Source organism: Campylobacter sp. CNRCH_2016_3089 (assembly GCF_025772505.1).
Classification (GTDB): domain Bacteria; phylum Campylobacterota; class Campylobacteria; order Campylobacterales; family Campylobacteraceae; genus Campylobacter_D; species Campylobacter_D lari_D.
Genome location: NZ_JAKMSF010000003.1, coordinates 63,424 through 87,961 on the forward strand (window position 1 = coordinate 63,424; position 24,538 = coordinate 87,961).

27 protein-coding genes and 1 tRNA gene are annotated in these 24,538 nt (G+C 26.8%); 15 read left to right on the plus strand and 13 right to left on the minus strand.

Annotation, left to right across the window (positions count from 1 at the left end; genetic code table 11):
- The first annotated feature begins 1 nt into the window (after position 1).
- A complete protein-coding gene (locus L8W69_RS02640; RefSeq protein ID WP_263666375.1) occupies positions 2 to 2,698 on the plus strand; it encodes an AAA family ATPase in 2,697 nt (898 codons plus the stop codon).
- 32 nt (positions 2,699 to 2,730) lie between these two features.
- On the opposite strand, the gene L8W69_RS02645 is transcribed toward L8W69_RS02640, so the two are convergent.
- Both L8W69_RS02645 and L8W69_RS02650 read right to left on the minus strand, forming a co-directional pair.
- On the minus strand, positions 2,731 to 3,660 hold the full coding sequence (locus L8W69_RS02645; protein ID WP_039619082.1) for a ribose-phosphate pyrophosphokinase: 930 nt from the start codon (positions 3,658 to 3,660) through the stop codon (positions 2,731 to 2,733).
- Between the two features lie 64 nt (positions 3,661 to 3,724).
- On the minus strand, positions 3,725 to 4,129 hold the full coding sequence (locus L8W69_RS02650) for an acyl-CoA thioesterase (protein WP_133319755.1): 405 nt from the start codon (positions 4,127 to 4,129) through the stop codon (positions 3,725 to 3,727).
- Between the two features lie 64 nt (positions 4,130 to 4,193).
- Between L8W69_RS02650 and ciaB the strand changes: the two genes are divergently transcribed.
- Positions 4,194 to 6,029 carry an invasion protein CiaB gene (ciaB, locus tag L8W69_RS02655; protein ID WP_263666376.1) on the plus strand — a complete coding sequence of 612 codons (1,836 nt, stop codon included), beginning with the start codon at positions 4,194 to 4,196 and terminating at the stop codon, positions 6,027 to 6,029.
- A gap of 18 nt (positions 6,030 to 6,047) precedes the next feature.
- On the opposite strand, the gene L8W69_RS02660 is transcribed toward ciaB, so the two are convergent.
- Together L8W69_RS02660 and L8W69_RS02665 are read right to left on the minus strand one after the other, a co-directional pair.
- Positions 6,048 to 6,242: a hypothetical protein gene (locus L8W69_RS02660; protein WP_039668753.1), complete on the minus strand. Its 195-nt coding sequence runs from the start codon at positions 6,240 to 6,242 to the stop codon at positions 6,048 to 6,050.
- Positions 6,235 to 7,704 carry a DNA methylase gene (locus L8W69_RS02665; protein WP_263666377.1) on the minus strand — a complete coding sequence of 490 codons (1,470 nt, stop codon included), beginning with the start codon at positions 7,702 to 7,704 and terminating at the stop codon, positions 6,235 to 6,237. The genes L8W69_RS02660 and L8W69_RS02665 overlap by 8 nt, the downstream gene beginning before the upstream one ends.
- A gap of 204 nt (positions 7,705 to 7,908) precedes the next feature.
- Here L8W69_RS02665 and L8W69_RS02670 point away from each other — a divergent pair, with 204 nt between their 5' ends.
- Both L8W69_RS02670 and L8W69_RS02675 read left to right on the plus strand, forming a co-directional pair.
- Positions 7,909 to 8,145, plus strand: a complete 237-nt coding sequence (locus L8W69_RS02670; protein WP_133319752.1) for a hypothetical protein — start codon at positions 7,909 to 7,911, stop codon at positions 8,143 to 8,145.
- Positions 8,126 to 8,407 carry a type II toxin-antitoxin system RelE/ParE family toxin gene (locus L8W69_RS02675; RefSeq protein ID WP_133319751.1) on the plus strand — a complete coding sequence of 94 codons (282 nt, stop codon included), beginning with the start codon at positions 8,126 to 8,128 and terminating at the stop codon, positions 8,405 to 8,407. Before L8W69_RS02670 ends, L8W69_RS02675 begins: the two co-directional genes overlap by 20 nt.
- A gap of 151 nt (positions 8,408 to 8,558) precedes the next feature.
- Here the strand turns inward: L8W69_RS02675 and L8W69_RS02680 are convergent, their stop codons facing one another.
- Positions 8,559 to 8,867 carry a TetR/AcrR family transcriptional regulator gene (locus L8W69_RS02680; RefSeq protein ID WP_263666378.1) on the minus strand — a complete coding sequence of 103 codons (309 nt, stop codon included), beginning with the start codon at positions 8,865 to 8,867 and terminating at the stop codon, positions 8,559 to 8,561.
- Positions 8,868 to 9,212: 345 nt separating this feature from the next.
- Between L8W69_RS02680 and L8W69_RS02685 the strand changes: the two genes are divergently transcribed.
- The 11 genes from L8W69_RS02685 to L8W69_RS02735 all read left to right on the plus strand — a co-directional run bounded on the left by L8W69_RS02685 (position 9,213) and on the right by L8W69_RS02735 (position 17,340).
- Positions 9,213 to 9,584: a hypothetical protein gene (locus L8W69_RS02685; protein WP_263666379.1), complete on the plus strand. Its 372-nt coding sequence runs from the start codon at positions 9,213 to 9,215 to the stop codon at positions 9,582 to 9,584.
- 115 nt (positions 9,585 to 9,699) lie between these two features.
- Complete coding sequence (locus L8W69_RS02690; protein WP_133319749.1) at positions 9,700 to 9,918, plus strand: hypothetical protein; 219 nt, start codon at positions 9,700 to 9,702, stop codon at positions 9,916 to 9,918.
- A 9-nt stretch (positions 9,919 to 9,927) separates the two neighbouring features.
- Positions 9,928 to 10,071, plus strand: coding sequence for a hypothetical protein (locus tag L8W69_RS02695; protein ID WP_165955278.1), 144 nt, complete (start codon positions 9,928 to 9,930; stop codon positions 10,069 to 10,071).
- 122 nt (positions 10,072 to 10,193) lie between these two features.
- Positions 10,194 to 10,334: a hypothetical protein gene (locus L8W69_RS02700; protein ID WP_165955277.1), complete on the plus strand. Its 141-nt coding sequence runs from the start codon at positions 10,194 to 10,196 to the stop codon at positions 10,332 to 10,334.
- A gap of 11 nt (positions 10,335 to 10,345) precedes the next feature.
- Complete coding sequence (locus L8W69_RS02705; RefSeq protein ID WP_263662597.1) at positions 10,346 to 10,477, plus strand: hypothetical protein; 132 nt, start codon at positions 10,346 to 10,348, stop codon at positions 10,475 to 10,477.
- Complete coding sequence (locus L8W69_RS02710) at positions 10,478 to 12,343, plus strand: hypothetical protein (protein ID WP_263666380.1); 1,866 nt, start codon at positions 10,478 to 10,480, stop codon at positions 12,341 to 12,343. It begins immediately after the preceding gene.
- A 9-nt stretch (positions 12,344 to 12,352) separates the two neighbouring features.
- On the plus strand, positions 12,353 to 12,772 hold the full coding sequence (locus L8W69_RS02715; protein WP_133319747.1) for a hypothetical protein: 420 nt from the start codon (positions 12,353 to 12,355) through the stop codon (positions 12,770 to 12,772).
- Between the two features lie 2 nt (positions 12,773 to 12,774).
- Positions 12,775 to 13,920, plus strand: coding sequence for a zonular occludens toxin domain-containing protein (locus L8W69_RS02720; RefSeq protein WP_133319746.1), 1,146 nt, complete (start codon positions 12,775 to 12,777; stop codon positions 13,918 to 13,920).
- Positions 13,883 to 15,055, plus strand: a complete 1,173-nt coding sequence (locus L8W69_RS02725) for a type II secretion system protein GspD (protein WP_263666381.1) — start codon at positions 13,883 to 13,885, stop codon at positions 15,053 to 15,055. The genes L8W69_RS02720 and L8W69_RS02725 overlap by 38 nt, the downstream gene beginning before the upstream one ends.
- Before the next feature lie 19 nt (positions 15,056 to 15,074).
- Positions 15,075 to 16,469 carry a hypothetical protein gene (locus tag L8W69_RS02730; protein WP_263666382.1) on the plus strand — a complete coding sequence of 465 codons (1,395 nt, stop codon included), beginning with the start codon at positions 15,075 to 15,077 and terminating at the stop codon, positions 16,467 to 16,469.
- On the plus strand, positions 16,459 to 17,340 hold the full coding sequence (locus tag L8W69_RS02735; protein ID WP_133319745.1) for a tyrosine-type recombinase/integrase: 882 nt from the start codon (positions 16,459 to 16,461) through the stop codon (positions 17,338 to 17,340). The genes L8W69_RS02730 and L8W69_RS02735 overlap by 11 nt, the downstream gene beginning before the upstream one ends.
- A 92-nt stretch (positions 17,341 to 17,432) precedes the next feature.
- Here L8W69_RS02735 and L8W69_RS02740 read toward each other — a convergent pair.
- From L8W69_RS02740 to pglF, 8 genes are all read right to left on the minus strand, one after another.
- Positions 17,433 to 17,522 (minus strand) — tRNA-Ser (locus L8W69_RS02740).
- Positions 17,523 to 17,571: 49 nt separating this feature from the next.
- Positions 17,572 to 18,126, minus strand: a complete 555-nt coding sequence (locus tag L8W69_RS02745; RefSeq protein WP_133319744.1) for a hypothetical protein — start codon at positions 18,124 to 18,126, stop codon at positions 17,572 to 17,574.
- 61 nt (positions 18,127 to 18,187) lie between these two features.
- Positions 18,188 to 18,898: a CDP-diacylglycerol--serine O-phosphatidyltransferase gene (pssA, locus tag L8W69_RS02750; protein WP_133319743.1), complete on the minus strand. Its 711-nt coding sequence runs from the start codon at positions 18,896 to 18,898 to the stop codon at positions 18,188 to 18,190.
- Positions 18,895 to 19,512, minus strand: a complete 618-nt coding sequence (locus L8W69_RS02755; RefSeq protein WP_263665399.1) for a phosphatidylserine decarboxylase — start codon at positions 19,510 to 19,512, stop codon at positions 18,895 to 18,897. The genes pssA and L8W69_RS02755 overlap by 4 nt, the downstream gene beginning before the upstream one ends.
- Entirely contained in the window at positions 19,512 to 21,434 is a 1,923-nt protein-coding gene (gene ftsH / locus L8W69_RS02760) for an ATP-dependent zinc metalloprotease FtsH (protein ID WP_263666383.1), read from the minus strand. Before ftsH ends, L8W69_RS02755 begins: the two co-directional genes overlap by 1 nt.
- Complete coding sequence (locus L8W69_RS02765) at positions 21,434 to 22,270, minus strand: 50S ribosomal protein L11 methyltransferase (RefSeq protein ID WP_133319740.1); 837 nt, start codon at positions 22,268 to 22,270, stop codon at positions 21,434 to 21,436. The genes ftsH and L8W69_RS02765 overlap by 1 nt, the downstream gene beginning before the upstream one ends.
- A 12-nt stretch (positions 22,271 to 22,282) precedes the next feature.
- Positions 22,283 to 22,660 (minus strand): chemotaxis response regulator CheY, encoded by a 378-nt coding sequence (locus tag L8W69_RS02770; protein ID WP_039619063.1) that lies wholly within the window; start codon positions 22,658 to 22,660, stop codon positions 22,283 to 22,285.
- Between the two features lie 113 nt (positions 22,661 to 22,773).
- Positions 22,774 to 24,537 carry a UDP-N-acetylglucosamine 4,6-dehydratase (configuration-retaining) gene (pglF, locus tag L8W69_RS02775; RefSeq protein WP_263666384.1) on the minus strand — a complete coding sequence of 588 codons (1,764 nt, stop codon included), beginning with the start codon at positions 24,535 to 24,537 and terminating at the stop codon, positions 22,774 to 22,776.
- Position 24,538 lies beyond the last annotated feature (1 nt).

Sequence of the window (24,538 nt, forward strand, 5' to 3'; positions counted from 1 at the left end):
GATGGGAGATAAATCTGTTTTAGAACAAATTATAGTTATTAGTCAAAATTTTAATAAAAATATAAAAAAACATGAAGATGATAGAGGGTTTTTATCTCAAAATATACTTAATGAGTTAAGGAATTTAATAGAGCATATTGCTTTGTATATTTACAATAGAGATACAAAGAATAATTTTAGTAGTCACTATGATAATATAAAAGTTGCAATTGTATATATAAGCGATAAAGCTAAATATGTAAATATTAGAAAAATGCATAATTTTTTACAAATAACATCTTCACATTACACTCCAGATGAGGAAACTTCAGAAAGATTGATGTTAAAATATATTTCTATTTTAATTAAAATAAAGCAATTTTGTAAAAATAATTTAAACTTAGATATCTTGCAAAATATATATGAATTTCCTATTAAGCTTGATAATCTAAGTTTGCAATATTATGAAAGAGTTGTAAATAAAATCAATAATACAAGTGTATTTGAAAGAGAAAGAACTGATAAATTTTATATACATAAAGTCAAGCCATTTGTTGTAGATAAAAAAATATATTATGAGATAACATTTGCATTAGCTAAAAACTATACAAGTAAATTTGATAAAATCATAGCTTTTTCAAAAGAATATATTCCTGATAATTATGCTGTTGAATTAAAACTATATGATACTAGTATATGGTTGAAATCATTTAAGATACCCATTATATTAATAATCAATTGGAATGTAAGCATAAGACCTTGTGAGTTAAAGAATTTTTGTGCTATTTTTGGATTAGCTAATGTTAATTTTACAAGAAATGCAAAGTATGAGAGAATCATGCAATTTTTAAAATACAATGAATTGAGCTTGCTAGATATTGTAAAATTAAATGATATAGAATATCAAAACATCAAGAATGAATTTAGTGAAAATAAATTTAATGATTTTTTTAAATGTCTTGATAAGACAAGGGATATTATTACAAATAATAAAAAAGGAAAAAATATCCTTAGTTATTTATTAAATAGTATGAATAATGTTGTTATAAAATATCAAAAAGGTGATTTTGCTAATGAAAAATTATCAAATTTATATTTAAAAAATTCCTCCATACCTTTTGAAGATATGCCTTTTTGTACTTCTTTGGCAGGGCATAATCCTAGATTAATTGACTTATATGAGTGTTTAGATGTGAAAGATAGAAAGCATGAATTATTAGCCAGAACTATTAAAAATAACTCTAAAATTCATGGAAACTTATATAAGGATATTGAGGATTTTGGGCAAATTTCTAAAGAAAGTATTTTAGAACTAGTTAGAAAACACAATGATTCTATTGAGTATAAAGACCATAAGCCAAAAAGACATATAGAAATATTATATGAAAAATATTTATATATTAATGAAGATGAAACAGCGATAAAAAATATTATTTTAAAGCTTAAAAATTTTACCCAAAGTGGCATAGAAAATTATCAAAAAGATATAGAAAAATGGCTAAAGAATAGCAACTTAGATTGTGAAGAAAAAAAGAATTTTCTAGAAAAAATGTTTTGCGATTCAAAATTAGCATTGATATATGGTGCAGCAGGAACAGGTAAAACCACATTAATAGAATATATTTCTAATTTTTTTAAAGATAAAAATATATTATTTTTGACAAATACTTACACAGCATTAGATAATATAAAAAGAAGAATAAAAAATCCATTATGGAGTTTTAATGTTGTATCTTCTTGCGTAAAAAAAAGAAAAGAGCAAGTATATGATGTTGTGATTATTGATGAGTGTAGTACGATTGATAATAAACATATGTTTGAATTTTTAGATAAAGTAAAATGTGATGTTTTGGTTTGTGTTGGAGATGTATATCAAATAGAAGCTATTGATTTTGGAAATTGGTTTTTATTTGCTCAAAACTTTTTTAAAGATAAGCAAATAGAGCTAAAACATATTTACAGAACTAATGATGAAAGATTGCAAGATTTATGGAAAGAAGTAAGAGAGCTAGGGGAAAATATACTTGAAAAGCTTTCTAAGAAAAAAATATCTGAAAAAATAGAAAATTTTAATTTTAATACGCAAAAAGAAGATGAGATTATTTTATGCCTTAATTATGGTGGGTTATATGGTGTAAATAATATAAATAGGCTTTTACAAGAAAATAATCCTAAACAATACATTCAATTTAATAGCTTATATTATAAAATAGACGATCCTATATTGTTTAATAATGAATCCTCTTCAAGATTTGGACAAGTCATTCACAACAACTTAAAAGGATCGATAGTAGACATAAAGAAAGGAAAAGGATGTGCTTTTTTTGTGGTAAATGTTTATAAAAATATAAGCGAAGAGAGTGAAAAAGATTTTAAAATTACTAAAAAATTTAATAATGAATATACAGAAATTACTTTTAGAGTAGATGAAATAAATTCTGATGAAGAGGATGAAAAAGAGCATGCTATTCCTTTTCAAGTAGCTTATGCTATTTCTATACATAAAGCACAAGGTTTAGAATATGATAATGTTTCTATAATTATTTCAGATGAAATAGAAGAACAAATAACACATAATATATTTTATACAGCTATAACAAGAGCTAAGAAAAGATTAAAAATATATTGGTCAGCCGAAACTGAAAATAAAATATTAAATTCATTAAAACTTAAAGATATTAAAAAGGATTATAATCTTTTGTCATCTAAGTTAAAATAAGTTTTCTTTGCAAGGCTATCCTTGCAAAGAATTTATACAAATAAAGAATTCACACTTTCATTATGATAAACTCTGCGTATTACCTCACCAAAAATAGGTGCTACGCTTAGGACTTTGATTTTATCCATTTGTTGTTTTAAAGGTATAGTGTCAGTTACTACTAGCTCATCAAGCGCATCTTTGGCTATTCTTTCATAAGCTACGCCACTAAGCACAGGGTGGGTACAGCAAGCTATAACTGACTTTGCACCTTTGCTTTTAAATACTTCAGCAGCTTTTACTATGGTTCCTGCTGTATCAATGATATCATCTACCAAAATAACTTCTTTATCTTTTACATCACCGATGACATTCATTACTTCGCTTTCATTAGCCTTTTCGCGTCTTTTATCTACTATAACTATATCAAGTCCTAAAGCTTTTGCTACGCTCCTAGCTCTTGCTATACCGCCTATATCAGGACTTGCAATGATAGGATTTTTATAGTTTTTATTTTTAATATAATCATTAAAAATAATACTCCCATAAAGATTATCCACAGGTATATCAAAAAAGCCTTGAATTTGTCCAGCATGTAAGTCTATGGTAGCTACTCTATCTACACCGGCTGATTCTATAAGATTTGCTACTAATTTTGCAGTAATAGGCACCCTAGGACTTGCTTTTCTATCTTGTCTAGCGTAACCAAAATAAGGGATGATAGCTGTGATAGAGCTTGCACTTGAGCGACGCAGAGCATCTGTCATGATTAAAAGTTCCATTAGATTATCATTTGTTGGAGCACAAGTACTTTGAATGATAAACACATCTTTACCACGCACGCTTTCATCTATTTGAATGCTAATTTCACCATCACTAAAACGCTTCACACCCGCATTGCTTAGAGGCAGTGAAAGGTATTTTGAGATTTTTTTAGCAAATTCCTCATTTGCTGAACCAGAAAATATTTTATATCCGCGCATATATAAGCCTTAGAAAGTTTTCTGTGATGATATAAAATTTTTTTTGAAAATACAATAAAACATATCAAAAGCCGTGCAATCTTTTTAAATCCGCATCAATAGGAAGTTTATTTCCGTCTTTATCTACACTTACATAAGTTACCACAGCTGAAGTTACATGCATGCAATATACACGGCCATAATCATTGGCTCTTTGGGTAACTACTTCTACTTCTACGGTGATAGAAGTATTACCTGCTTTGATGATTTTTGCATAGCAAGATACCAAATCACCTACGAAAATTGGTTCTTTAAAAATGATCTTATCCACTGCTACAGTCACTACTCTTTGCGGAGAAAGCTCCCTTGCTGCAATGGCTCCAGCTAGATCAATTTGTGACATGATCCAACCACCAAAGATATTACCAGCGGGGTTTGTATTGCTTGGCATAGCTATAACTCTTAGTTTAGGTTCTCCCATATCTTTCATACATTCTCCTTGTGTTTTAAAAAAAACATTATAATTAAGTTTTAAAAATAAAGAAAGGTAAAAAATGAATGATTTTAAGCAAATAGCAAAAATTGTGAAAAATAGGAAACAAAATATCAATAGTCTTTATAATATACTTCAAACTAATCAAAGTCATCCTTTGATAGATAGAGCTTTAGAACTAGCTAATCTTGAAAATGAAAAAAGCAATGTTTTAGCAATGTTGCGTCGTTTGGTGGATTTAAAAGAGGAAAATTTAGTCCAAGAACTTGAGAAAAAAGGTTTAAATGAAGAAGAAATTTCTCAAATAAAATATAAAGTTTTTTCTTTAGTAAGAGCCTTTTATGAAGTAGAACATCAAGATTTAATCGATGAGATTAAGAGTAAAAATTTACTTGATGAGTTTTATTTGGCTCTAGTTCAAGGTGTGCATAATATAGGTGTAGTTATGAATTCTTTTGAGCTTGTTTGGAGCAAGCAAATTTTAGATACAAATAATAAAATCTTAAAAGAACAATTTCCAAATTTAAGCGATGCTTTGGAGTTTTTAAAACAAAATGAGCTTTATCAGCTAAATCAAGATAGTGAAATTTGTGAAAGAAGCTATGGAGCTTTAGTTAAAATAGGAACACTTTGGAGATTTTTACCTTATGCAAAAGCTTTTGAAAATGAAGTTTTAAAGCTTGAATATGAATTTGATAAACTTTTAGAAAAACTAAGAAATTGTGTGCTAGATGATGAAAAAAATGCTTATATTGATTATATAGAAAAATTAAAATTTGCATTTTGTGAAAAAGATAATAATGAAGTAGTTAAAAAATGGCAAGAAGCAGAGCTTGCGTGGATGGAAGTAAAATGTCCATTACAAGTTGGCCATCCTTTAGAATACTATGAGGACTCTTATACACATGCAGTAGCACTTGAGTGGGATATACGCTTAGAAGATGTGAGTGATTTTAATGGGAGCGAGTTTAAAGATAAAATCAAAGAAAGCTTTGCGATGGTGTATGCAAATTTAGATGAAGAAAATGAAGTTTTGTTTGATGAAGTGAATTTTAATCTTGAAAAAACTCAGCTTTATATTTGTATGCCTATGATTTTTTATGGAGCAGAGCTTAAGGGGCTTTTTTCTGCTCAAGTAGTGCCAAATGATGAGTATGTAAGCAATATAGCAGGTAAAAAGATCTTTGCTTTTTTAAATTATGTTTATGAAAATGCTAAAACCAAGCCTTTTATGAAGCTTTCTTCTATGGTATTTGAAAAAGAATTTTTAGATTATGGTAGAGAAATTTTATTTTACAATGAAAAATTATGGAAAAGAATTTATGAAGTTTCTACCATAGGTCATGAGTTTGGGCATATTTTCTTTGTGGCAAATGATAGTGAAAAGAAAATGAATGAAAGTGGCGTGTTTAAAAATATAGAAGAGTTTAAAGCTACTGCGGGTGGGCTTGTGAATTTCTTTTTACATGAAGAAGATGATTTAAAGCTTCCTGTATTTTATGAGCTTATTAAAAGGGCCATAGGATTGATTGCTTGGCAAAGAGTAGAGGAGGTTAAGCCTTATTATACAGAAGGTTTGATTCATTTGTCATTGCTGTTTAAATCAGGGGTGTTATCTTTTGCAAATGAGAAATTAAACATTAAATTTGATGAGGAAGCTTACGAGAGTTTTAAGGCTGTGTTTATGCAAAATTATTATAAGCTGGCAAGACATTATATGTTAAAAGAAGATGCTAAAAATTATTTAGACGAATTTTGTGTTTTAGAAGATGAGGTATTTTTACCACTTGATGAAGAGTGTAAAGAATTTGTAAAATACTATTATGAATTACACAAACTTTATGGCAATGAAATCGATGAAAGTGGAGAGTTTGAAAAATACTCTAATGCAAAATAAAATTTTATCAAGAAGAACTTAGCTTTCTTCTTGATATTTACTATTTTCTAATGCTTTTTCCATATCTTTTTGCGTTTTTAAAATAGCTTTACTAAAGCCATTTAGTACTGAAAATGGAGCAAATTGTGCCGCTCTTTTTTCTCTTGACATTGGTGGAAATTGTTTTGATTTTTGATATTTTATATCTATTATATCTTTATAATCATCATGCATTATGACCTCCTATTAAAGAAGTAATTTCTTTAGTCTCATCATCCAAGCTTGAAGCTTTTAAAATAGCTTTTTTACCAAATTTTTGCATGATTTGAAGTCTTGCTTTTTGGAGCTTTTCTTCTTTTTCAAGTTGATTTTTTTCTTGTGAAATTGCGTTAAAATCACTAAATAAATTTAATTCTTGGAAATTTTCTTGAGCTTTATCTGTGATATTATTTAAACTTAGGCTGATTTTTCTAATACTTAAGTTTTTATCATTGATTTTATAAAAAAGTTCTAAGGTTTTTTTGTTGATGATTTTTAAAGAATGGGTAAAATTTTCTAAATTCATACTTCCGTGAGCATTTTTAGGTATAGCTCTTCCGTAGTTATCTTTAGTGATAGCTCCTTTATAAGAACCTAAAAAACTTGAATTTTCTAAATTGCTTTTATCATATTGTATATCTAGTGTGATATGGTTTGTTTTAAGGTTATTTTGTATAAGTTCAAGTACCAAATGATCTACAAGTTCTTTTAAAACCTTTATTGTTTGATTATTATCATATGCAAAAGGTAAAACTTTAGCCATGATTTTAGAGTGATTTTGTGATTTGTAATTTTTAATATCTTTCATTGTGCAAGTTTCAATACCCCATGCATGATCGATCAAAAGTTCAGCATTAACACCAAAGTGTTTATAAAGCAAGTCTTCATGTTTTAAAGAAAATCTTGCAAGATCTCCCATAGTATAAATGTTTAAATCTGCAAGTTTTAAGGCAATACCTTTACCTATACGCCAAAAATCTTTTAAAGGTTTATGCTGCCACAATTTATATCTATATAATTTTTCATCTAAAAAGGCTATAAGCAAGCCATTTTCATCTACTTTTTGTCTTTTAGCGAGTATATCCATAGCAATTTTAGCTAAGTATAAATTTGTGCCTATACCTGCTGTTGCGGTGATTTTACTTGTGTGTGAAATATCAAGTAAAACCTTAGTAAGTAGCTCATAAGCTGAAAGTTTGTATTTTTCAAGATAAGAACTAAGATCGATAAAAACTTCATCAATAGAGTATATATGAATATCTTTAGCATCAAAATACTTCAAATAAATGCTGTATATTTTTGTGCTAAATTCTATATAAGTAGCCATTCTAGGCTTAGCAATAATGTAGTCTAATTCTAAATTTAAATCATTTTCAAGTTCCAATATATTAAAACTTTTAGCTTTAAAGTGGTGTTTTTGAGCTTGTTTTAGTCTTTCTTGGTTGATTAAATGGATTTTTTGTTTAAACTCAAAAAGTCTTAATCTACCGGGTATATTGTAAGTTTTTAACGCGGGTGAAACTGCTAGTATGATGGTTTTGTCCGTTCTTGTTTCATCTGCTACAATAAGATTAGTTGTTAAAGGATCTAAATTTCTTAAAACGCACTCAGCTGATGCATAAAAAGATTTCAAGTCAATAGAAGCGCAAATTTGCATAGTATGTGAAGCTTGCCTTTAGATTTATTAAGTTTTGATGGTATTAATTATAACAATAAAAATTACTAAAATAGATGAAATAAAATGAAATTTATAAGGTGGCGGACAGAGAGGGATTTGAACCCTAATAAATATTGATTTTTTCATAAAAATATTTTATTATGTTTTTTTGTTATAATTTTCAAAAAAAGAAAGGATTGTTATATGTATTTAGAGCTTTCAAGAGAATCAGAACATTTTTTAACTAATTATTGTAAAGATAACAATTTAAGTCAAAAAGAAGTTTTAGAACTCGCTTTAACCTATTTAGAGCATAAGATAAGAATAGAAGATTATAAAAAAGATATAGAACTTTATAAACAAGGAAAATTAAAAACATATACTTCTGATGAAGTTTTTTCAAAAGTTAGGTCTAAAATAAATGCAGATCATACAAACTGATCGTTTTTTAAATGAATTAGGGGTAATATCTGATTTTATTTCATTAGATAGTGTAAAACAAGCTAATTTATTTTTAGATAAATTAGAACAAAGTATTCATAATCTTTCTTTTATGCCTTATAAAAATAGAAAATCTTTATCTTTTGATGATGAAAATATAAGAGATTTAATTTTTAAAGGTTATGTTATCCCTTATTTAATTGATACAAACAAAGATCAAATTATAATACTTGGTATTTATAAAAGTAACATTTTCTTTTAAATTTTTATTTTTTATTTTATTTTTTATTTTATTTTTTATAAAAATAATAAATAAATATACTATAATTTATAATCGTAATTAATTACAAATGCTATTTTTTAGAATCTTGATTTCTTTCTTTTATTTCTTTTTTAAATCAAGATTCTTTTACTCATTCTATTTCTTTTTTTAATATTCTAGCTTCTATATCAGCAATATAGAATTTTTTTTCCTTTTCGTTTAATTTCTCAAAAAGTTCTAATAACTTGCTTTCCATTAGATTATTTTTCTTTTCTTTTTCTTTTTTCTTTTCTTTAATTTCATTAAAATATTTTATTATCTCGCTTTGTCCTATTTCTCCACCATTTTCATATTTTAATCCATATTCTATAAGTTTTATTAATTCTGGTTTTGTTTTTTGCCAATTATACAGTGTTGTAATTGTTACATTTATTCTTTTTGCTATTTCTTTTTTATCCATTTTTTATTTCTTTCTTTAATTTAATTTATTTGATGTATATTACAAATAAATTAAATATTATTTTTTTGCTATTTCTTTTTTATAAACTATTATAATTTTTTAATTAATTGAAATTTTTTATAATATTTAAGTTTATTCTAATTTTAAATAATTATAATAATTGAAATATTATAAATTCATTTTTTTAATTATTTTTAATTTTACTAAATTTTTTTAAATTTTTCAAAAGCTGAAAAGTCAAATTATTAGAATTTAATTTTTGAGCTTTTGCTCTGCTCCCTTTTTTCTTAACACCTTGAAAGGGAGTTTTTTTAAAGGTGTTAATTTTTTTTGAAAGGTGTAAAAATGGAAATTGTAAGTCAAGATTATTTAATTAATTATAGTCTTTCAAATGGTCTTGTTAGATCTGTTGCTGAAGGTTCTTTTGATGGTAGGACTTATTCTGCTAGTGTTAGAATAGAATCATCTAATGTTTATGATGTTTTAAATGAAAAAACCGGCGTTTTGGATACTATTAAAAAAGAACTTATCTTTCGTATTATTTGCCCTGATAATTTAACCGCTGGTCAAGTTCTCTCATTTATCCGCAATAAGTTTAAAAATAAAGAAACTATTGTTATTGACGGTGGTATTCCTGATAATAATGGAGTTGTTAGAGTGAATAATCCAATAGAACATTTTTTAGGTGTCGAGTTTAAAAAATCCGATAAAAAATAATTTTTTTTGAAGTATTTAAAATATTTTAAATACTTCTTTTTGAATTTTCTTATATTTTTTGGTGTTGAAAATATAAGAGAATTTAAATTCTCTAATAAAAATATAAGGAATTGTTATGTTAAAGAAAATTTCTAAACATAAAATGTTAGCTTCTGCTTTTGGTGTTGCATCTTTTGCATCTTTTGCTTCGGCTGCTGTTACTGTTAGCGAAGCTGGTGTTATGAGTGGTTCTCTTGATATGGCTCCCTTTTTTGGTGGTGTTGCTATTGTCATCGCTGCTATTGGGACTATAGTTGCTGTTAAAGCCGGTATAAAAATGCTTAAGTCAATTTAAGGTTTTTTTATGGGTTTTGGTTTTAGCAATGTATTTGATGTAGGTAAATTAATTCTTTTTGCTAATTCGCTTATCGCTTTACTTATAGCAACTTTTTTTATTGCTAAATCTGTATTAATTTCAATTAAAATCTTAAATGATGTTGTTGATTAGTTTTTTTTGCACTATTTTTTTAAAAAAAATAGTGCCTAGCGCCGACAATTCAACTTAAAGGCTTTTTAAAAACTTCTCGGCGATGTGTAACACTTTCAAAGCCTATTTTAAAGGATTTTTTTATGAAACTTGAATTACCTTTGGAAGTTTTATATATTTTGGGTCAGCAAAACTATAATTTTTTAATGAGTTTAACAGGTATTCTTTGTGGTTTTTCTCTTTTGCTTCTTGTGGTGCTTTTGATAGCTTCTTTTAAGTCTTAAAAGGTGTTTTTATGAGTGGTATTCTTAACATAACAGGCGTTGTTAGTTTTGATTTCTTTTTTAGTATTTTCATATATTTTATTGTTGGTATAACTCCTATTTTGCTTATTTTGGTTTTATTTGTTAGTCGTTGGATGAAGTAAATGCGTTTTTTAATTTCTTTGTTATTTTTTCTTGATTTTTCTTTTGCTTTTTGGCCTGTGTATTATTCTCCTTCGGATTGGCTAAATCGTTCTTTTCCTAAAAATTTTATTGGTAATGCACATTTTAGTGCTAATTTTGCTTTTAGTGAGATTGGTTTTGTAGTCAGTGAGCGTGGAGCACTCTATTTTAACTCATCTAAGGAGTTAGATCCTGATTATCAAGATTTTACTGTAGCTGATTCAAGATATCCATATTCTGACTATTTTTATGATAAGTATGATTTTAAAGTTCCAGATACTGCATTTTATGAAGTTCATGTTATTAATGATAATTATATTTACGGAAAATTATTTATAGATGATGTTCATTTCGGTGGTGGTGAAATTGGTATTTTACTTAGTTTTGGAAAGCCAAATACCCTGAAAGAGATTGATAATAGTTGTTTGCGTCCTTTAGATTCTATTTTTGATTATGAAGAAGGTTATATATACACCGACGGCGGTGATAATTACTATAATTCTCCTTTTATCATGAACAGTGAAGATGAAGGTTGCGAAGGCTCTTATAATGGAGAATATGTTAATATTGAATTGCAAAGAGGTTTACAAGTTCAGAAATTTTATCAAACTTTTTATAAAAAAATTCATGAACCTTGTGAAGATAATTATATTTTTAAAATTGATGATAGCGTTAATTCTGTTACTTGCGTTCCTTGCCAACCTGGTGAAATAGCTGATAGTTTTAAAAATAAATGTGTTTCTTTGATTGATAAAGAAAGTATATCTAATCCCTATTCTTATGCTAAAGCTCAGTGTTTTGAAAATGGTGGTTTAAAATACATTGATAGCGTTCTTGGTATTTCTAATGGTGGTAAAGGTTATAATTGTGTTAGTATTTGTGCTGATGAAACTACTTATATAAATTATAATTGCCCTAATATTATTGATTTTTCTAAAGATAATTTTACTCCTTCTTGTATTGAGCATCATTGTAGTTTTATTTCAAATGAAAATACTAGTTCTAATAATATACCTTTTCATAAACCTTCTACCCCATCTTCTAGTGGTTCTGAAATTAGTATTTCTAAAGATAATGATAATATTTGTTTTGATGGTAATAGTTGTTTTAAAGCTGATGATAATACTGATGTAAAAGACAATAAAATCTGTATTAATGGTAAGTGTTCTTCTATTAATAAAGGATCAGGCTTTAGTAAAAATAATACTATTTGTATTGATAATAATTGTTTTCATTTTGGTCATAGTGATGAAAGAACTTCTATTAAGGATAATAATAAGTTATGTATTGGTAGTAATTGTTCTTCTATAAAACCTTCTAATCCTGTTGGAAATGGTTCTAATAATAGTAATAGCTCTAATAATAGTAATAGCTCTAATCCTGTTGGAAATGGTTCTAATAATGGAAATGGTTCTAATAATGGAAATGGTTCTAATAATGGAAATGGTTCTAATGGCGATAATGTTTGTAAAGATAATAATTGCGGTTCTTATGATGGATCTGATTTTGGTAGCTATAATAGTTTTATTGATTCTTTAAAATCAGATTTTTTATCTTTTTCTGATGATTTGAATAATCAATATAAGTCTTTTTCTAATTCTATAAATGATTTTATATCTGTTGTTGAAAGTGGTTTTAAATCTATAGATTTTCCAATACAGACAAATACTTGTCCTTTAACTTTTGATTTTGATTATATAGATGGTAAAAATGAAATAAAAATTGATTTTTGTGAATTTACAAGTAAATTATCAGGCGTTTTCTATGTTTTCTTTTATTGCCTTTTTTTCTTATTTTTTATCAGGGTTATTTGGCGTTTTTCTCTTAAGTTTTTAATTAATCTTTAAAGGAATAATATGTTTCAAATTATTGTAGCTACGCTTGCTTTTTTTGGTGATTTTTTTAAAAGATATGTTATTGAAGCTAGTTTAAGAATTTCTAGTTTTGTTACGATCATTGCTATAAATTCTTTATTTTTTTTGGCTTTTTTTGCTGGTCTTTTATCGTTTGCAAAAATTATAATTTTTGTTTTTAATGAAATAAATAATTTTTTTGAATATATCAATTCTTTATTTTTAAGTTCAGATGATATATTTTTAAATGTTTTGTCTGTATTTTCATCTCTTGGATTTTTTAAGGCTTTTAATGATGTTTTTTCTGTTTTTTCTCCTATTTTAATTAGTGTTTTTGTTTTAATTTTTTCTAAACTTCTTTGGTCTGTTCTTTTTCATATTAGAAATTCTGTTTTAGCTGTAATTATTTCTATTAAGGAGTAAAAATGGCTATTACTTATATTGTTGGCAATCCTGGAAGTGGTAAAACTTATTTTGCGGTAAATAAGCTATATGAATATTTTGTTGAGCCTACTTTAAAGAATAAAAAAATATTAGGTTTTGAAATTAAAAGAAAAATTAAGACTTTTGATTATCTTTATTGCTATACTAATATAAATGGCTTAAAATTTGATATTAGCAATAAGCTTTTAAAGTTTGATTTTGATGTTTTTTATTTGTATCTATCAGAACTTTATAATTTATATTCTAATAGTGCTAATGATGATGAAATAAATATTAAAGCCAATGAATTGAAATTATTTAAATCAATGTTTATTATTGATGAGATACACAATGTTTTTAAAAATAAAGATGATAAAATTTTAATTTGGTGGTTAACATATCATCGTCATATACATCAAGAAATTATTTTAATCACTCAAGATTTAAGTTTAGTTTCTAATGAATATAAAAGAGTTGCTGAGTTTTTTTATAAAGCTTTAGATAGTGGTAAAAGAATAAGTAAAAATTCTTTTAGATACGCTCAATTTTCATCTTATAAAATGTATGGCAAAGATTTAGTTTTTAGATTTTCTTTAAAAGCTAATCAAGAAGTTTTTAATCTTTATCAGTCTGGGAAATCTAGCTCTAATAAATCTTTTTTTACTAAAATTTTTATTTTTGCTTTTATTTCTTTTTTTCTTTTAATTTTATTTTTCTATATTTTTTTAAATTATTTTAATACTAATTCAAATGATATACCTAAAATTAATTCTGATGAAAATAACTTAACTTTTAACTTTGATAATAATTCTTCATTTCCTTTATTTAAAACAAGTAATTATTTAAATGATTTTTCTGATAATGTTAAAGATTTTAATTCTACTTTTGTTTATAAGGTTAATTGTATTCAACTTGAATGTAATATTGTTGATAAGGATGATAATTCTTTTTTTAGTATTCCTAGAGATTATTTTGATGAAATTCTTAATTTTTACAATCCTGTTTTTATTCATAAAACAAAAATTTTTAAGGGATATTCTTATTTTTTAGTCTTTAAAATTGAAGTTTTTGATAATCTTAAGAAAGGTGTTAAAAAAAATGATAAATCTAATGAAAAAACAACTAGTTTTAATTCTTTTAAGTTTTAGTTTTTTATTTGGTCATACTTTTTCAAATAATATATTTGAATATGCTGAGTTAGCTTCCACTTATAATAATGTTGATATTTTGGTAAGTTCTAATATTAATCCTGATAAATATATTTTTTATACTAATAAAAATTTTCCTAATATTACTTTAGATGTTTTTGAAAGTGCTTTAAAGCTTCAAAATCTAAAGCTTGCTTTTACCGGATCTTTTTATTATGTGTATGAAAATAATTTTAAAGATAATAATTTAAGTTATTTAAAAAATAAAAATAATAATAAGAATTTAAGATATATAAGACTTAATAAAAATTCTTATGATGATATATCTTCTCTTTTAAATATTTATGATATTAATTCTACCTATATTTATCGTTCTAATTCTATTTCTTTTTTAAGTGATGATTTCATATATTCTAAGTTAAAAAGTGCTATTAATGATATTGATAGTTTTGATTTAAAACAATTAAAGTTTAAAATCACTATCTTAGAAACTAATCTTGATAATTTAAAAGATATGGGTTCTACCTTAAAAGCTCGTTTAAAAAATAATTCTATCAATAATTTTAATTTCTATGTTAATTTAATTACTATTCCTTATTCAACTGAAAATAATATTATTGAAGTTGATAAAAAGAGTTTTTATTCAACTCTTAGCTTTTTAGAAAATAAAGGTATTACCAAAATCGTTTCTAATCCTTTTTTGGTCGCTAGATCTAATTCTGAAGTGTTTTTTAGTTCTGTTCAAAATATTCCATTTTTAAAATCTACTACACAAGTTTCTAATACTGAAGTTGCTCAAAATTCAAGTTATGATTATAAAGATGTAGGATTACAAGTTAGGTTAAAACCTTTAATTATAGGTGATTTAGTTGATTTTGATTTACATTTAATTGTTGAAGATTTAATATCAAATAATAATCTAACTCCTATTACTTCTAAAAAAGAATTAAAATCATCTTATACACTTAAGCGGGGCGATTTATTGGTTTTAAGTGGAATTAATAAGCAAACTAATATTAATTATGAATCTGGTATTCCATTATTAAAAGATATTTGGCTTCTTGGTTATTTATTTAAGATAGAAAGAAATCAAGTTAGTAATACTGTCTTAACTCTCTCAATAGAAATATTATAAATTATATAAAGGTGTTGCAATGGAAAATAATTTATTTAATCAATCAATAAATTACAATCTAAAAAAAGATGGCATTATGAGCGACGCAGTCGCACATAATGACAGCTCTTGTCAATTTAATAAAAAACTCTTACCTTTAAGTTATGGACTAAGTTTAAAAGATTTAGAGCTGTGTAATTTAAAATTAGATAATCAAAGAAATTATCTTTCTAATAGATTTTATACTTCTTTTACCGGTGAAATAAAATCTTTTTTAGATTTGTCATATTCTGCTAATTTTGGTAAAAAATATTATGCTGAGCTTGTTAATCGTTGTAATGTTATTTCAAGCTTACAATTTGATTACGATCTAATGCCTGTTTTTTTGACTATTACTCTTAATGGTTGTTTTAGAAATGCTTTAAAAGGCGATTTTACTTCTTTTAAACCATTTGATAGAAAATATCTTGATTATTCTTTAAATTATAAAATAAATATTAATGAAGCTTTTACAATTAAAGATTTAATTAAACTATTAAATTATCAATGGAATTTATTTATTATGAGAATTCATAGAAAATATAAAGGTTTAAAAAAGCTTTATATCAGGTGCTTTGAACCGCATAAAAAGGACGGAGTTCCACATATTCACGCTTTAATTTATATTCCTAAATATGCGTTTAATTATACTTTTGAAATATATAAAAAAATATTCTATGCACCTCAAAACTTAAAACAAGGCAATAAACTTACAAAAGAACAAGTTTTAAATGGTGAAATTAATGGTTTTCAATGGTCTTTAAATAATCCTACCGGCTATGTTATGAAATATATTTATAAAACTTTTATTAATTTCAATGATAGATATGATTTAGATTTTTTAAGTGCGTGGTATGTTAAGCATAAAGTAAGAAGATTTTTAACTTCTAAAACTCCTGTTCCATTATGGATATATAGAAAAATTAATTTTTTTAAAAAAGATTTTTATAATTTATTTGATTTTATAAATAATGATGATTGTGTCTGTGAATGGAGTTTTGATAAGCAATATTTTTGTTTTATGAATGATAAGGAAACTATAGAGTATGATAATTGTAAATTAATTTATAAATTTATGGGAAGAATTGTATATCAGTATGAAAAAGAAAAACATCCTAAATTATATAAAAGATATAAAAAAATATCATTCAAAAAAAGAGAAAATACAGGCATTCTCTCTGTAATGAGAAATAATAAACATCCATTAAGTGATTATGCACTTATGAAATTAATTCAAAGCGATGATTTTAAATATTGTGGTATTGATGGAAAAATTTTATATCATGTGAATTTAGCTATTGAACGCGGGCTTATTGATGCTAAAAAAATAAAAATAAATGATATTGATGATTTAGAAGATTATTTGATTGAAAAAGGTTATAAATATGTCTTTTAAATCATATTCTGAATTATTTTTGAAAATTTCTCAAAATAACTATAAAGTTTCAACACATTATAAAGTTAATGGTATTATTAAAAATCGTCTTTCTTATTTTTTTGAATATGATATAAGTGAAATTAAACCATCCATTATAAAAAACTGGATAAGCAATATTAATGATGTAAGTATTAAGTCAAAAAAGCATTATTTAGGTATTTTAAGTCAGATATTTGATTTAGCTTTAGACGATGAAATAATTTTAAAAAATCCAACAAAGAATATAAAACTTCCAAAACATCAAAAAAAACGCATTAAGCCATTTTCTAAAGATGAAGTTCTAAAAATTATTGATTTTAGTAAAAAATATAATGATAAATTTCAAATATTTTTAAAATTAGGTTTTTTTACTGGTATGAGAACTGGTGAGATTTTGGCATTAAAAATAAATGATATAGATTTTAAAGCTAAAACTATAAATATAAACTCTACTCGGTCGCGATTTGGAGAAAGCACTCCTAAAACTTTTTATAGCATTCGAAAAATACCTTTATTTAATGTTATTTATAGTGATTTATATGAGTATGTTCATAAATACAAAAATAATACTTATCTTTTGGAAACTCAGTATTCAGATCCTTATAAAGATGATTATGTTTTTAGTCGAAATTATTGGAAAATAATTTTAAAAGATTTAAATTTAGAATATAGACGACTTTATTCAATGCGTCATACATTTGCAACTAATGCACTTTTATCAAAGTCTTTAAGTCCTATTGAGTTAAGTAAAATCTTAGGTCATTCAAATTGTGAAATGGTTTATAAAGTTTATGTTTCTTATATAAATAATTTAGAAAAGAATATTGATTTTGATATAAATATTTATTAAAAATAATAGTTATAATAAATAATTATAATATTAAGTATTATTTTTTTATTTCTTTCATACCCTTTTATTATGGAAAAATAGTATTCAGATAGTGGCGGACAGAGAGGGATTTGAACCCTCGAGACCCGTTAAGATCTGCACCCTTAGCAGGGGTGTGGTTTCAGCCACTCACCCATCTGTCCGTATTAAAAGGGAAAGTATATCTTATTGTTTATAAGATATACCTTAAATTTATACACTGAAATAAGCTATGATTAAAGTTATAATAAAACCAGCACCTAAAACTGCTATTTGTTTACCTCTATCTTTGCGTATAGCTATGATAGTGATTAAAAGTCCTGAAATATAAAGTATTATCATAGCAAGTGCAAAAGCTAACCCAAGTACAGAAAAGTACCACATACCTTTATCTTTATGAAGCAAAATCATATTTCCAAGCAAGCTTCTATCTTTTGTTGTAATTTCATAGTCATTCTCATCTAATTTTATAATACTTGCTATATAATTTATAGTCCCAAGTTCTATGCCATCGCCTTTTTTGTTGAGTTTTGGTTCCAAAGATGAAGGAATTTTTAAGTTGTTTTTCTTTAAAAAATCAATTAAAAATTCAGCTTCAGCACCCTCTTGAATAATAGCTTGAACTTTGTAATTTTGAATTTTAGCTCCACTTTCTCCATCAAAACCAGCTATATAAGCAAAACCTGTGATTGCATATAAAAATGCAAGTGGTAAGAAAAATAAACTAATGTAAATGTGAATTTGTCTGAATAATTTGTTTTTATTCATTTTTACTCCTTTTTGAAAAATAATGAAAAGTATATTGATAGAAAATGAAGTGAAAGTAAAATTAATATTTTTTAAATTTACGAGCTAGGGTAAAAAAACTACGAACAATCCCATAAAGCACATATAAACTAGCAATAATCAATGCACTTTCTAAAAAATACAGATAAAGCATAGAAAATAAAATTACTAAAAGGATTAACACCTTCAAAACATTTGCTCTTTTTAGATCGATTTTCTTAAAACTTGGATACCTTATGTTGCTTACCATTAAAAAGGCTAGAAGCATTTGGATACATATTATTATTAAAGAAAAATCATGTAAAAAATCATAATATAAATAAGCACTTACCCATAAAGCACTTACAACCGCTGCTGTTGGTATAGGTAGACCTATAAAAACCGATGGTTCATAAGTTCCTGTTGTGACATTAAATCTTGCCAAGCGTATAGCGCCAAAAACTACAAATAAACCAGCTATTAATGAGCCAAAACGACCATATTCATAACCTATGCTCATATAAAAAAGCATAGCAGGTGCTACACCAAAGGCTATTAAATCAGCTAGTGAGTCAAACTCAACTCCAAATTTAGAAGTAGAGTTAGTAGCTCTTGCAACGCGTCCATCTAAACCATCGCAAATTAATGATAAAATAATATAAATTAATGCTTTATCAAAGTTTTGATTAATAGAAGCAATCACTGAAATAATACCTAAAAATATGGAAGCGGCTGTAAAAAGATTAGGTAAAATATAAATTAGTTTAAAATTCATGGATTTAAATATCCTATTAATGTACCAATGCGTACTTTATCATTTTCATTTACGCAAATTCTAGTGTCTTTTGGAAGTAATAAACTTACACTACCATCAAACATAAAACCTATATTTTGTCCATGGTTTAAATGATGACCAAAATCATCAATATGAGCTTTTCTATTCAATGCTCCAAAAATAACGCGTAATGCCCATTGTTTGCTCTTGGAATTAGCTAAAAACAACATTCTTTCACCCATTAAATTTGTATTTTTCATAAATGGACATAAAAAAAGTCCATGCCTTATTCTAGTTTCTTCTATATTCATATCAAGCGGAGCTATGATATTTCCTTGGGAAAAAATATTATTGATAATTTGCACTTCTATACACTCGCCAAGTTCTTTATACGAGCTTGTTTTGATACATTTGATTTTTCCTTCTATGGGAGCTATAATGGTGTTTGGATCTGCTATATAATCAATTTTTTTAGCTCTAAAAAGATAAATAAAAAATATAAAAATACACCATAAAAGCCAAGAAAATCCCCATATAAATTGAAATATTGCAAAAACTATAGCTAGAACTATAAGCAAACTCCAACCAGTTTTTGCAATAAAATTTGTTTTCATTAGTCTTCCTTAGTAGCTTCTTGCTCTTTTTCTTCTAGGCGTGTTGGAAGATTATTTTCTTCTTCATAGTTTTTAATAATCTCTCTTACTTTGGCACCATCAATAGTTTCTTCTTCATAGAGTGCTTGTACCATCACCTCTATAGCACCGCTATAGGTTTTTAAAATTTCTTTTACACCCGCATAGCGTTCATCCAATGTTTTCTTTACATACTCATCTAAATCTTGAGCCATTTTATCAGAATAATCTTTTACAGTTTGCCCGCCACTTAAGAAAGTATTTCTTTGCTTTTCAAGTACCATTAAGCCAGCAATTTCACTCATACCATACATAGAAATCATAGCTTTGATAATATCAGTTGCACGCTCAAGGTCATTGCTTGCACCTGTTGAAATTTCTTTAATGAAAATTTCTTCAGCTGCACGTCCTCCTAAAAGCACATCAACTTCAGCTAAAAGTTCATGTTTTTGCATTAAAAATTTATTTTCTTCAGGGGTATTGAGTGTATATCCTAAAGCTGCTAAACCACGAGGAATAACAGAAACTTTACTTACTTTTTTAGCACCTTTTGTAGTTTCAGCTATTAAAGCATGGCCGCACTCATGATAAGTTACGATTTTTTTCTCTTTATCATTAATTCTGCGTGATTTTTTCTCAAGTCCTGCTATGGCTCTTTCTACTGCCTCTACTAAGTCTTTTTGCTCCACATGTTTTTTAGAATCCCTACCTGCAAGCAAAGCCGCTTCATTAATGATATTTGCCAAATCAGCACCCGCAAGACCTGCTGTTAATCTTGCAATATCTTCTACTTTTACTTCAGGTGAAATTTTAACATCTTTCATATGGACTTTTAAAATATCACATCTACCTTTAAAATCAGGCTTATCTACCAAAACTTGCCTATCAAAACGCCCCGGTCTAAGTAGTGCTGCATCAAGTACTTCAGGACGATTTGTCGCTGCTAGAACAATTACTGGTGAGCTTTCGGTACCAAAACCATCCATTTCAGCTAGAAGTTGATTTAAAGTTTGCTCTCTTTCATCATTTCCGCCCATCATACCGCTTGCTGCACGTGATTTACCTATAGCATCGATTTCATCTATAAATACAATAGCTGGAGCTTCTTTTTTAGCATTTTCAAATAAATCTCTTACTCTAGAAGCACCAACTCCTACAAACATTTCTATAAAAGATGAACCTGATACGCTAAAAAATGGCACATCAGCTTCGCCTGCCACTGCTTTTGCAAGCAAAGTTTTACCTGTACCTGGAGGACCAACAAGCAAAAGTCCTTTTGGAATTTTTGCTCCAAGATTGATGTATCTTTCAGGATATTTTAGAAAATCAACAATTTCTTTAACTTCTTCTTTTGCTTCTTCAACACCTGCAACATCATTAAATTTAACCTTCGGTTTTTCTGAATTTACAAGTTTTTTAGAACTTCCTATACCAAGTATAGATCCACCCATATTTTTTTGCATACGAGAAGCTAAAAACATCCATATACCAAAGAAAATAAATACTGGCAAAACCCAAGAAAGTAAGATATCTATAAACCAATTGCTTTCATTAAAAGCACCATAGGAAACGCCTTTTGAGTCAAGTAAAGGAACAAAAGTAGCATCATTTGGAACTTTTTTGGTAATATATACCATATTTCCTGCTTTAGATACAGCTTTTATAGTAGTTTGACCTATATTAACTTGGGCAATTTGATTATTTTCAATTAAAGTTTTTAATTCAGAATAAGTAACTTTTTTAGTGTTTTCTCCGCCCATAATACCCATGCTACCATCATCTAAAAATCCTTTAAATAAAAGAATCATCACAATGGCAAAAATGGCAAAAATAAAAATGGGATTTTTGTTAAAAAAGTTATTATTGTTTTGATTATCTTTTAAATCATTTGGTTTTTTATTCATTATTGCAATTCCTTTTTGTAAACTAAACTCAACCATTCTCCTTTGTGTTTGCATTCTAACAAAGTGAAATCTTTGAATTTATTTTTAATCCTTTCTTCATATTTATTTAATATACCAGATAAGATCAAAATTCCACCTTCTTTGGTTTTTTCTTTAAGATCTTTTTCTAGTATGATCAATATATCGGCAATGATATTTGCCACAACTATATCATATTTATGTAAGCTTTTATTAATAGAACCTACCCAAATATCATCAAAGCTAACTTGATTTAATTTTGCGTTTTCTTTACTTGCAACTATAGCTAATTCATCTGTATCGCAAGCTTGTACTTTGGCTCCAAGTTTTGCCATGATAATGCTTAAAATTCCACTTCCACAACCCACATCTAAGCAAAATTTGGAATTATCTGTATATTTTTGTAGAAATTCTATACAAGTATAAGTACTCTCATGATGTCCTGAGCCAAAAGCTAGAGCAGGATCTATAATGATATTAATTTTATCTTGTTTAGCTTCTTGCCAAGTGGTGTGAATATGGATATTATCGATCGTCAAAGCTTGTATACCTTTTTTATACTCTTCTATCCAATTTTTATTTTCTTTTTTTTCTAAGGTAGAGTGGAAATTAATATGAGTATTTAGTTTTTGACATAATTTTTGATGAAAATCATGCAAGGCTATTTTAATGAGTTCTATATCTTCTTCTGATCTTATATAAATACCATTGTTTTTTTCTTCTATAGCGTCTATCTCTAGAGAAAAGATAAGATCAAGGAATAAATCTAAATATTCCTTGTCTGTTTGAAAAAAAAGTTCGTAATAATGTGTTTGCATAAAAACTTATAATTAGCCTTCGTTTGTTCCTAAAACATCTTCAAGTTTTTCTTTTAACACTTGAGGAGTAAAAGGTTTTACAATATAGTTATTTACGCCTGCTTTTAAGGCGGTAATAACTTCTGCTTTACCACCTTCTGTAGTTACCATAATAATTGGCATATCAGCATATTTTTCTTCCGCTCTTACTTTTTTTACTAATTCCAAGCCATTCATTTCAGGCATATTCCAGTCAGTAATTAAAATTTTAATATCATCATTTTGTGAAAGTAAATCCCAAGCTTCAACTCCGTGTTCAGCTTCTAAAACATCCTTGTGGCCTAATCTTACAAGGGTATTTTTGATTATTCTTCTCATGGTAGAACTATCATCAACTACTAATAACTTCACTTTTTTTCCTTTATCTTGATGTAATTACATAAAACTGTAATTGTATCGTTTTTATTTTTATTAATCAATTAAAAGTTTATATTATATCATTTTAAAATAAAATTAGAATTTAATCACTCTCCGTTTTTATTGTGATTAAATTCAGGTACAATCTCCTTTAAAACTTTTGCAGGATCTGTGCTTTGGAGTAATTTTTCTATTTCTTGATTTAAAATTTTTAAATCTTTAAGATCACTAGTGGTAACAAATATACTTTCATATTGAGTTTTTAAATCATTTTCATGGATTAAAAGCTCTTCGTAAAGTTTTTCACCTTTTCTAAGTCCAGTGATTTTGATTTCTAACTTTTTATTAGAAAGTAAAAGCATTTTTTTAGCTAAATCCATGATTTTAACAGGCTCACCCATATCAAGTACAAATAATTCTCCACCTTTGGCAATAGCCGCAGCTTGTAAAACAAGTTGCACAGCCTCATCTACTAACATAAAATAACGCACTATATCAGGATGAGTAAGAGTAAGTGGCTCATTAGCTGCAATTTGAGCTTTAAATTTAGGTATTACACTTCCACTTGACCCTAAAACATTACCAAAACGCACACAAGCTACTTCAAAATTTTCACAACTTGAGCTTAATGTATAAAGTTCACAAATTCTTTTTGTGCAACCCATGATGTTAGTCGGTCTTACAGCCTTATCAGTGCTTATCATAACAAATTTAGCAACCTTATAAGCTTTTGCAAGATCGATTAAATTTTTAGTACCTATGATGTTATTTAAAATAGCTGAATGTGGATTTTGCTCACATAAAGGCACATGTTTGTAAGCTGCTGCATGTAAAATCAAATCTATGTTTTTTTCTTGTAAAAGTTTTTCTAACGCTTCTTTGTCTAATATACTCATCATAATAGGTTCGATTTTTTCTTTATGTAAGCTTAATTCTTCATTTATTTTATATAAATTATACTCACTATGATCAAGCATGATTAAGTGTTTTGCACCAAATTTAATGCATTGTTTGCAAAGCTCACTTCCTATAGTTCCACCAGCTCCACTAACTAAAACTACTTTATCTTTGATAAAATCAATCACGCAAGCATTATCCAAATCTTTTGGCTTACGCGCTAATAAATCTTCGATACTTATATCTCTTGCTTCATTTTGCGTAAAAGAAAAAAGCTTTATATCATTAATCCCATAAGCAATGAGTTCGTCAAAAAGCTTTTTTAATTCTTCTTGCTCAAGTTTTAAAGCAATGATAGCAGTATGAATTCCTTCAGCGGTATATTTTCTGATTGCTTCTTTTTCTTCAACTATAAATTTATCACAATAAGTACCTATTAAATTTTTACGCTCATCTACTACAGCTACAGGAAAAAGTCCTAAGCTCCCTTCTTTAGCTCCTTTTAATAAATGCAAAGCCTTTGAAGTGGCGCCAACTACTATACAAGGATGTTCTTCGTTGTATTTTGGCTTTCTAAAATCAACTATCATTCTTTTGCTTATACGCAAACTTCCAATTAGCATACAAGATAAAACAAAGTCTATTCCTATAACGCTTCTTGGAAAAGGATTAAAAAAATCATCATAAAAATAATAAATTGCTAAAAATACAAGCTCAGCCAAAGCTAAAGCGATGACTAATTTACGCGCTTCATTAAGGGAGAAAAATCTCCAAGCAACTTGATAAATTTTAAAAAAAGCTAGAAAAATGATTTTAAGTAAAATCAAAATCACAGCACTTTTAAACATACCTTCATAAAATTCACTTGGGATGTCTGCGCTAAAGCGTAAAGAAAAAGATAAATAAATACTTATAACAAAAAGTAAAATATCAGCGCCTAGAAAAAATCCTAAGCGTTTGCTTTTATAATCCATC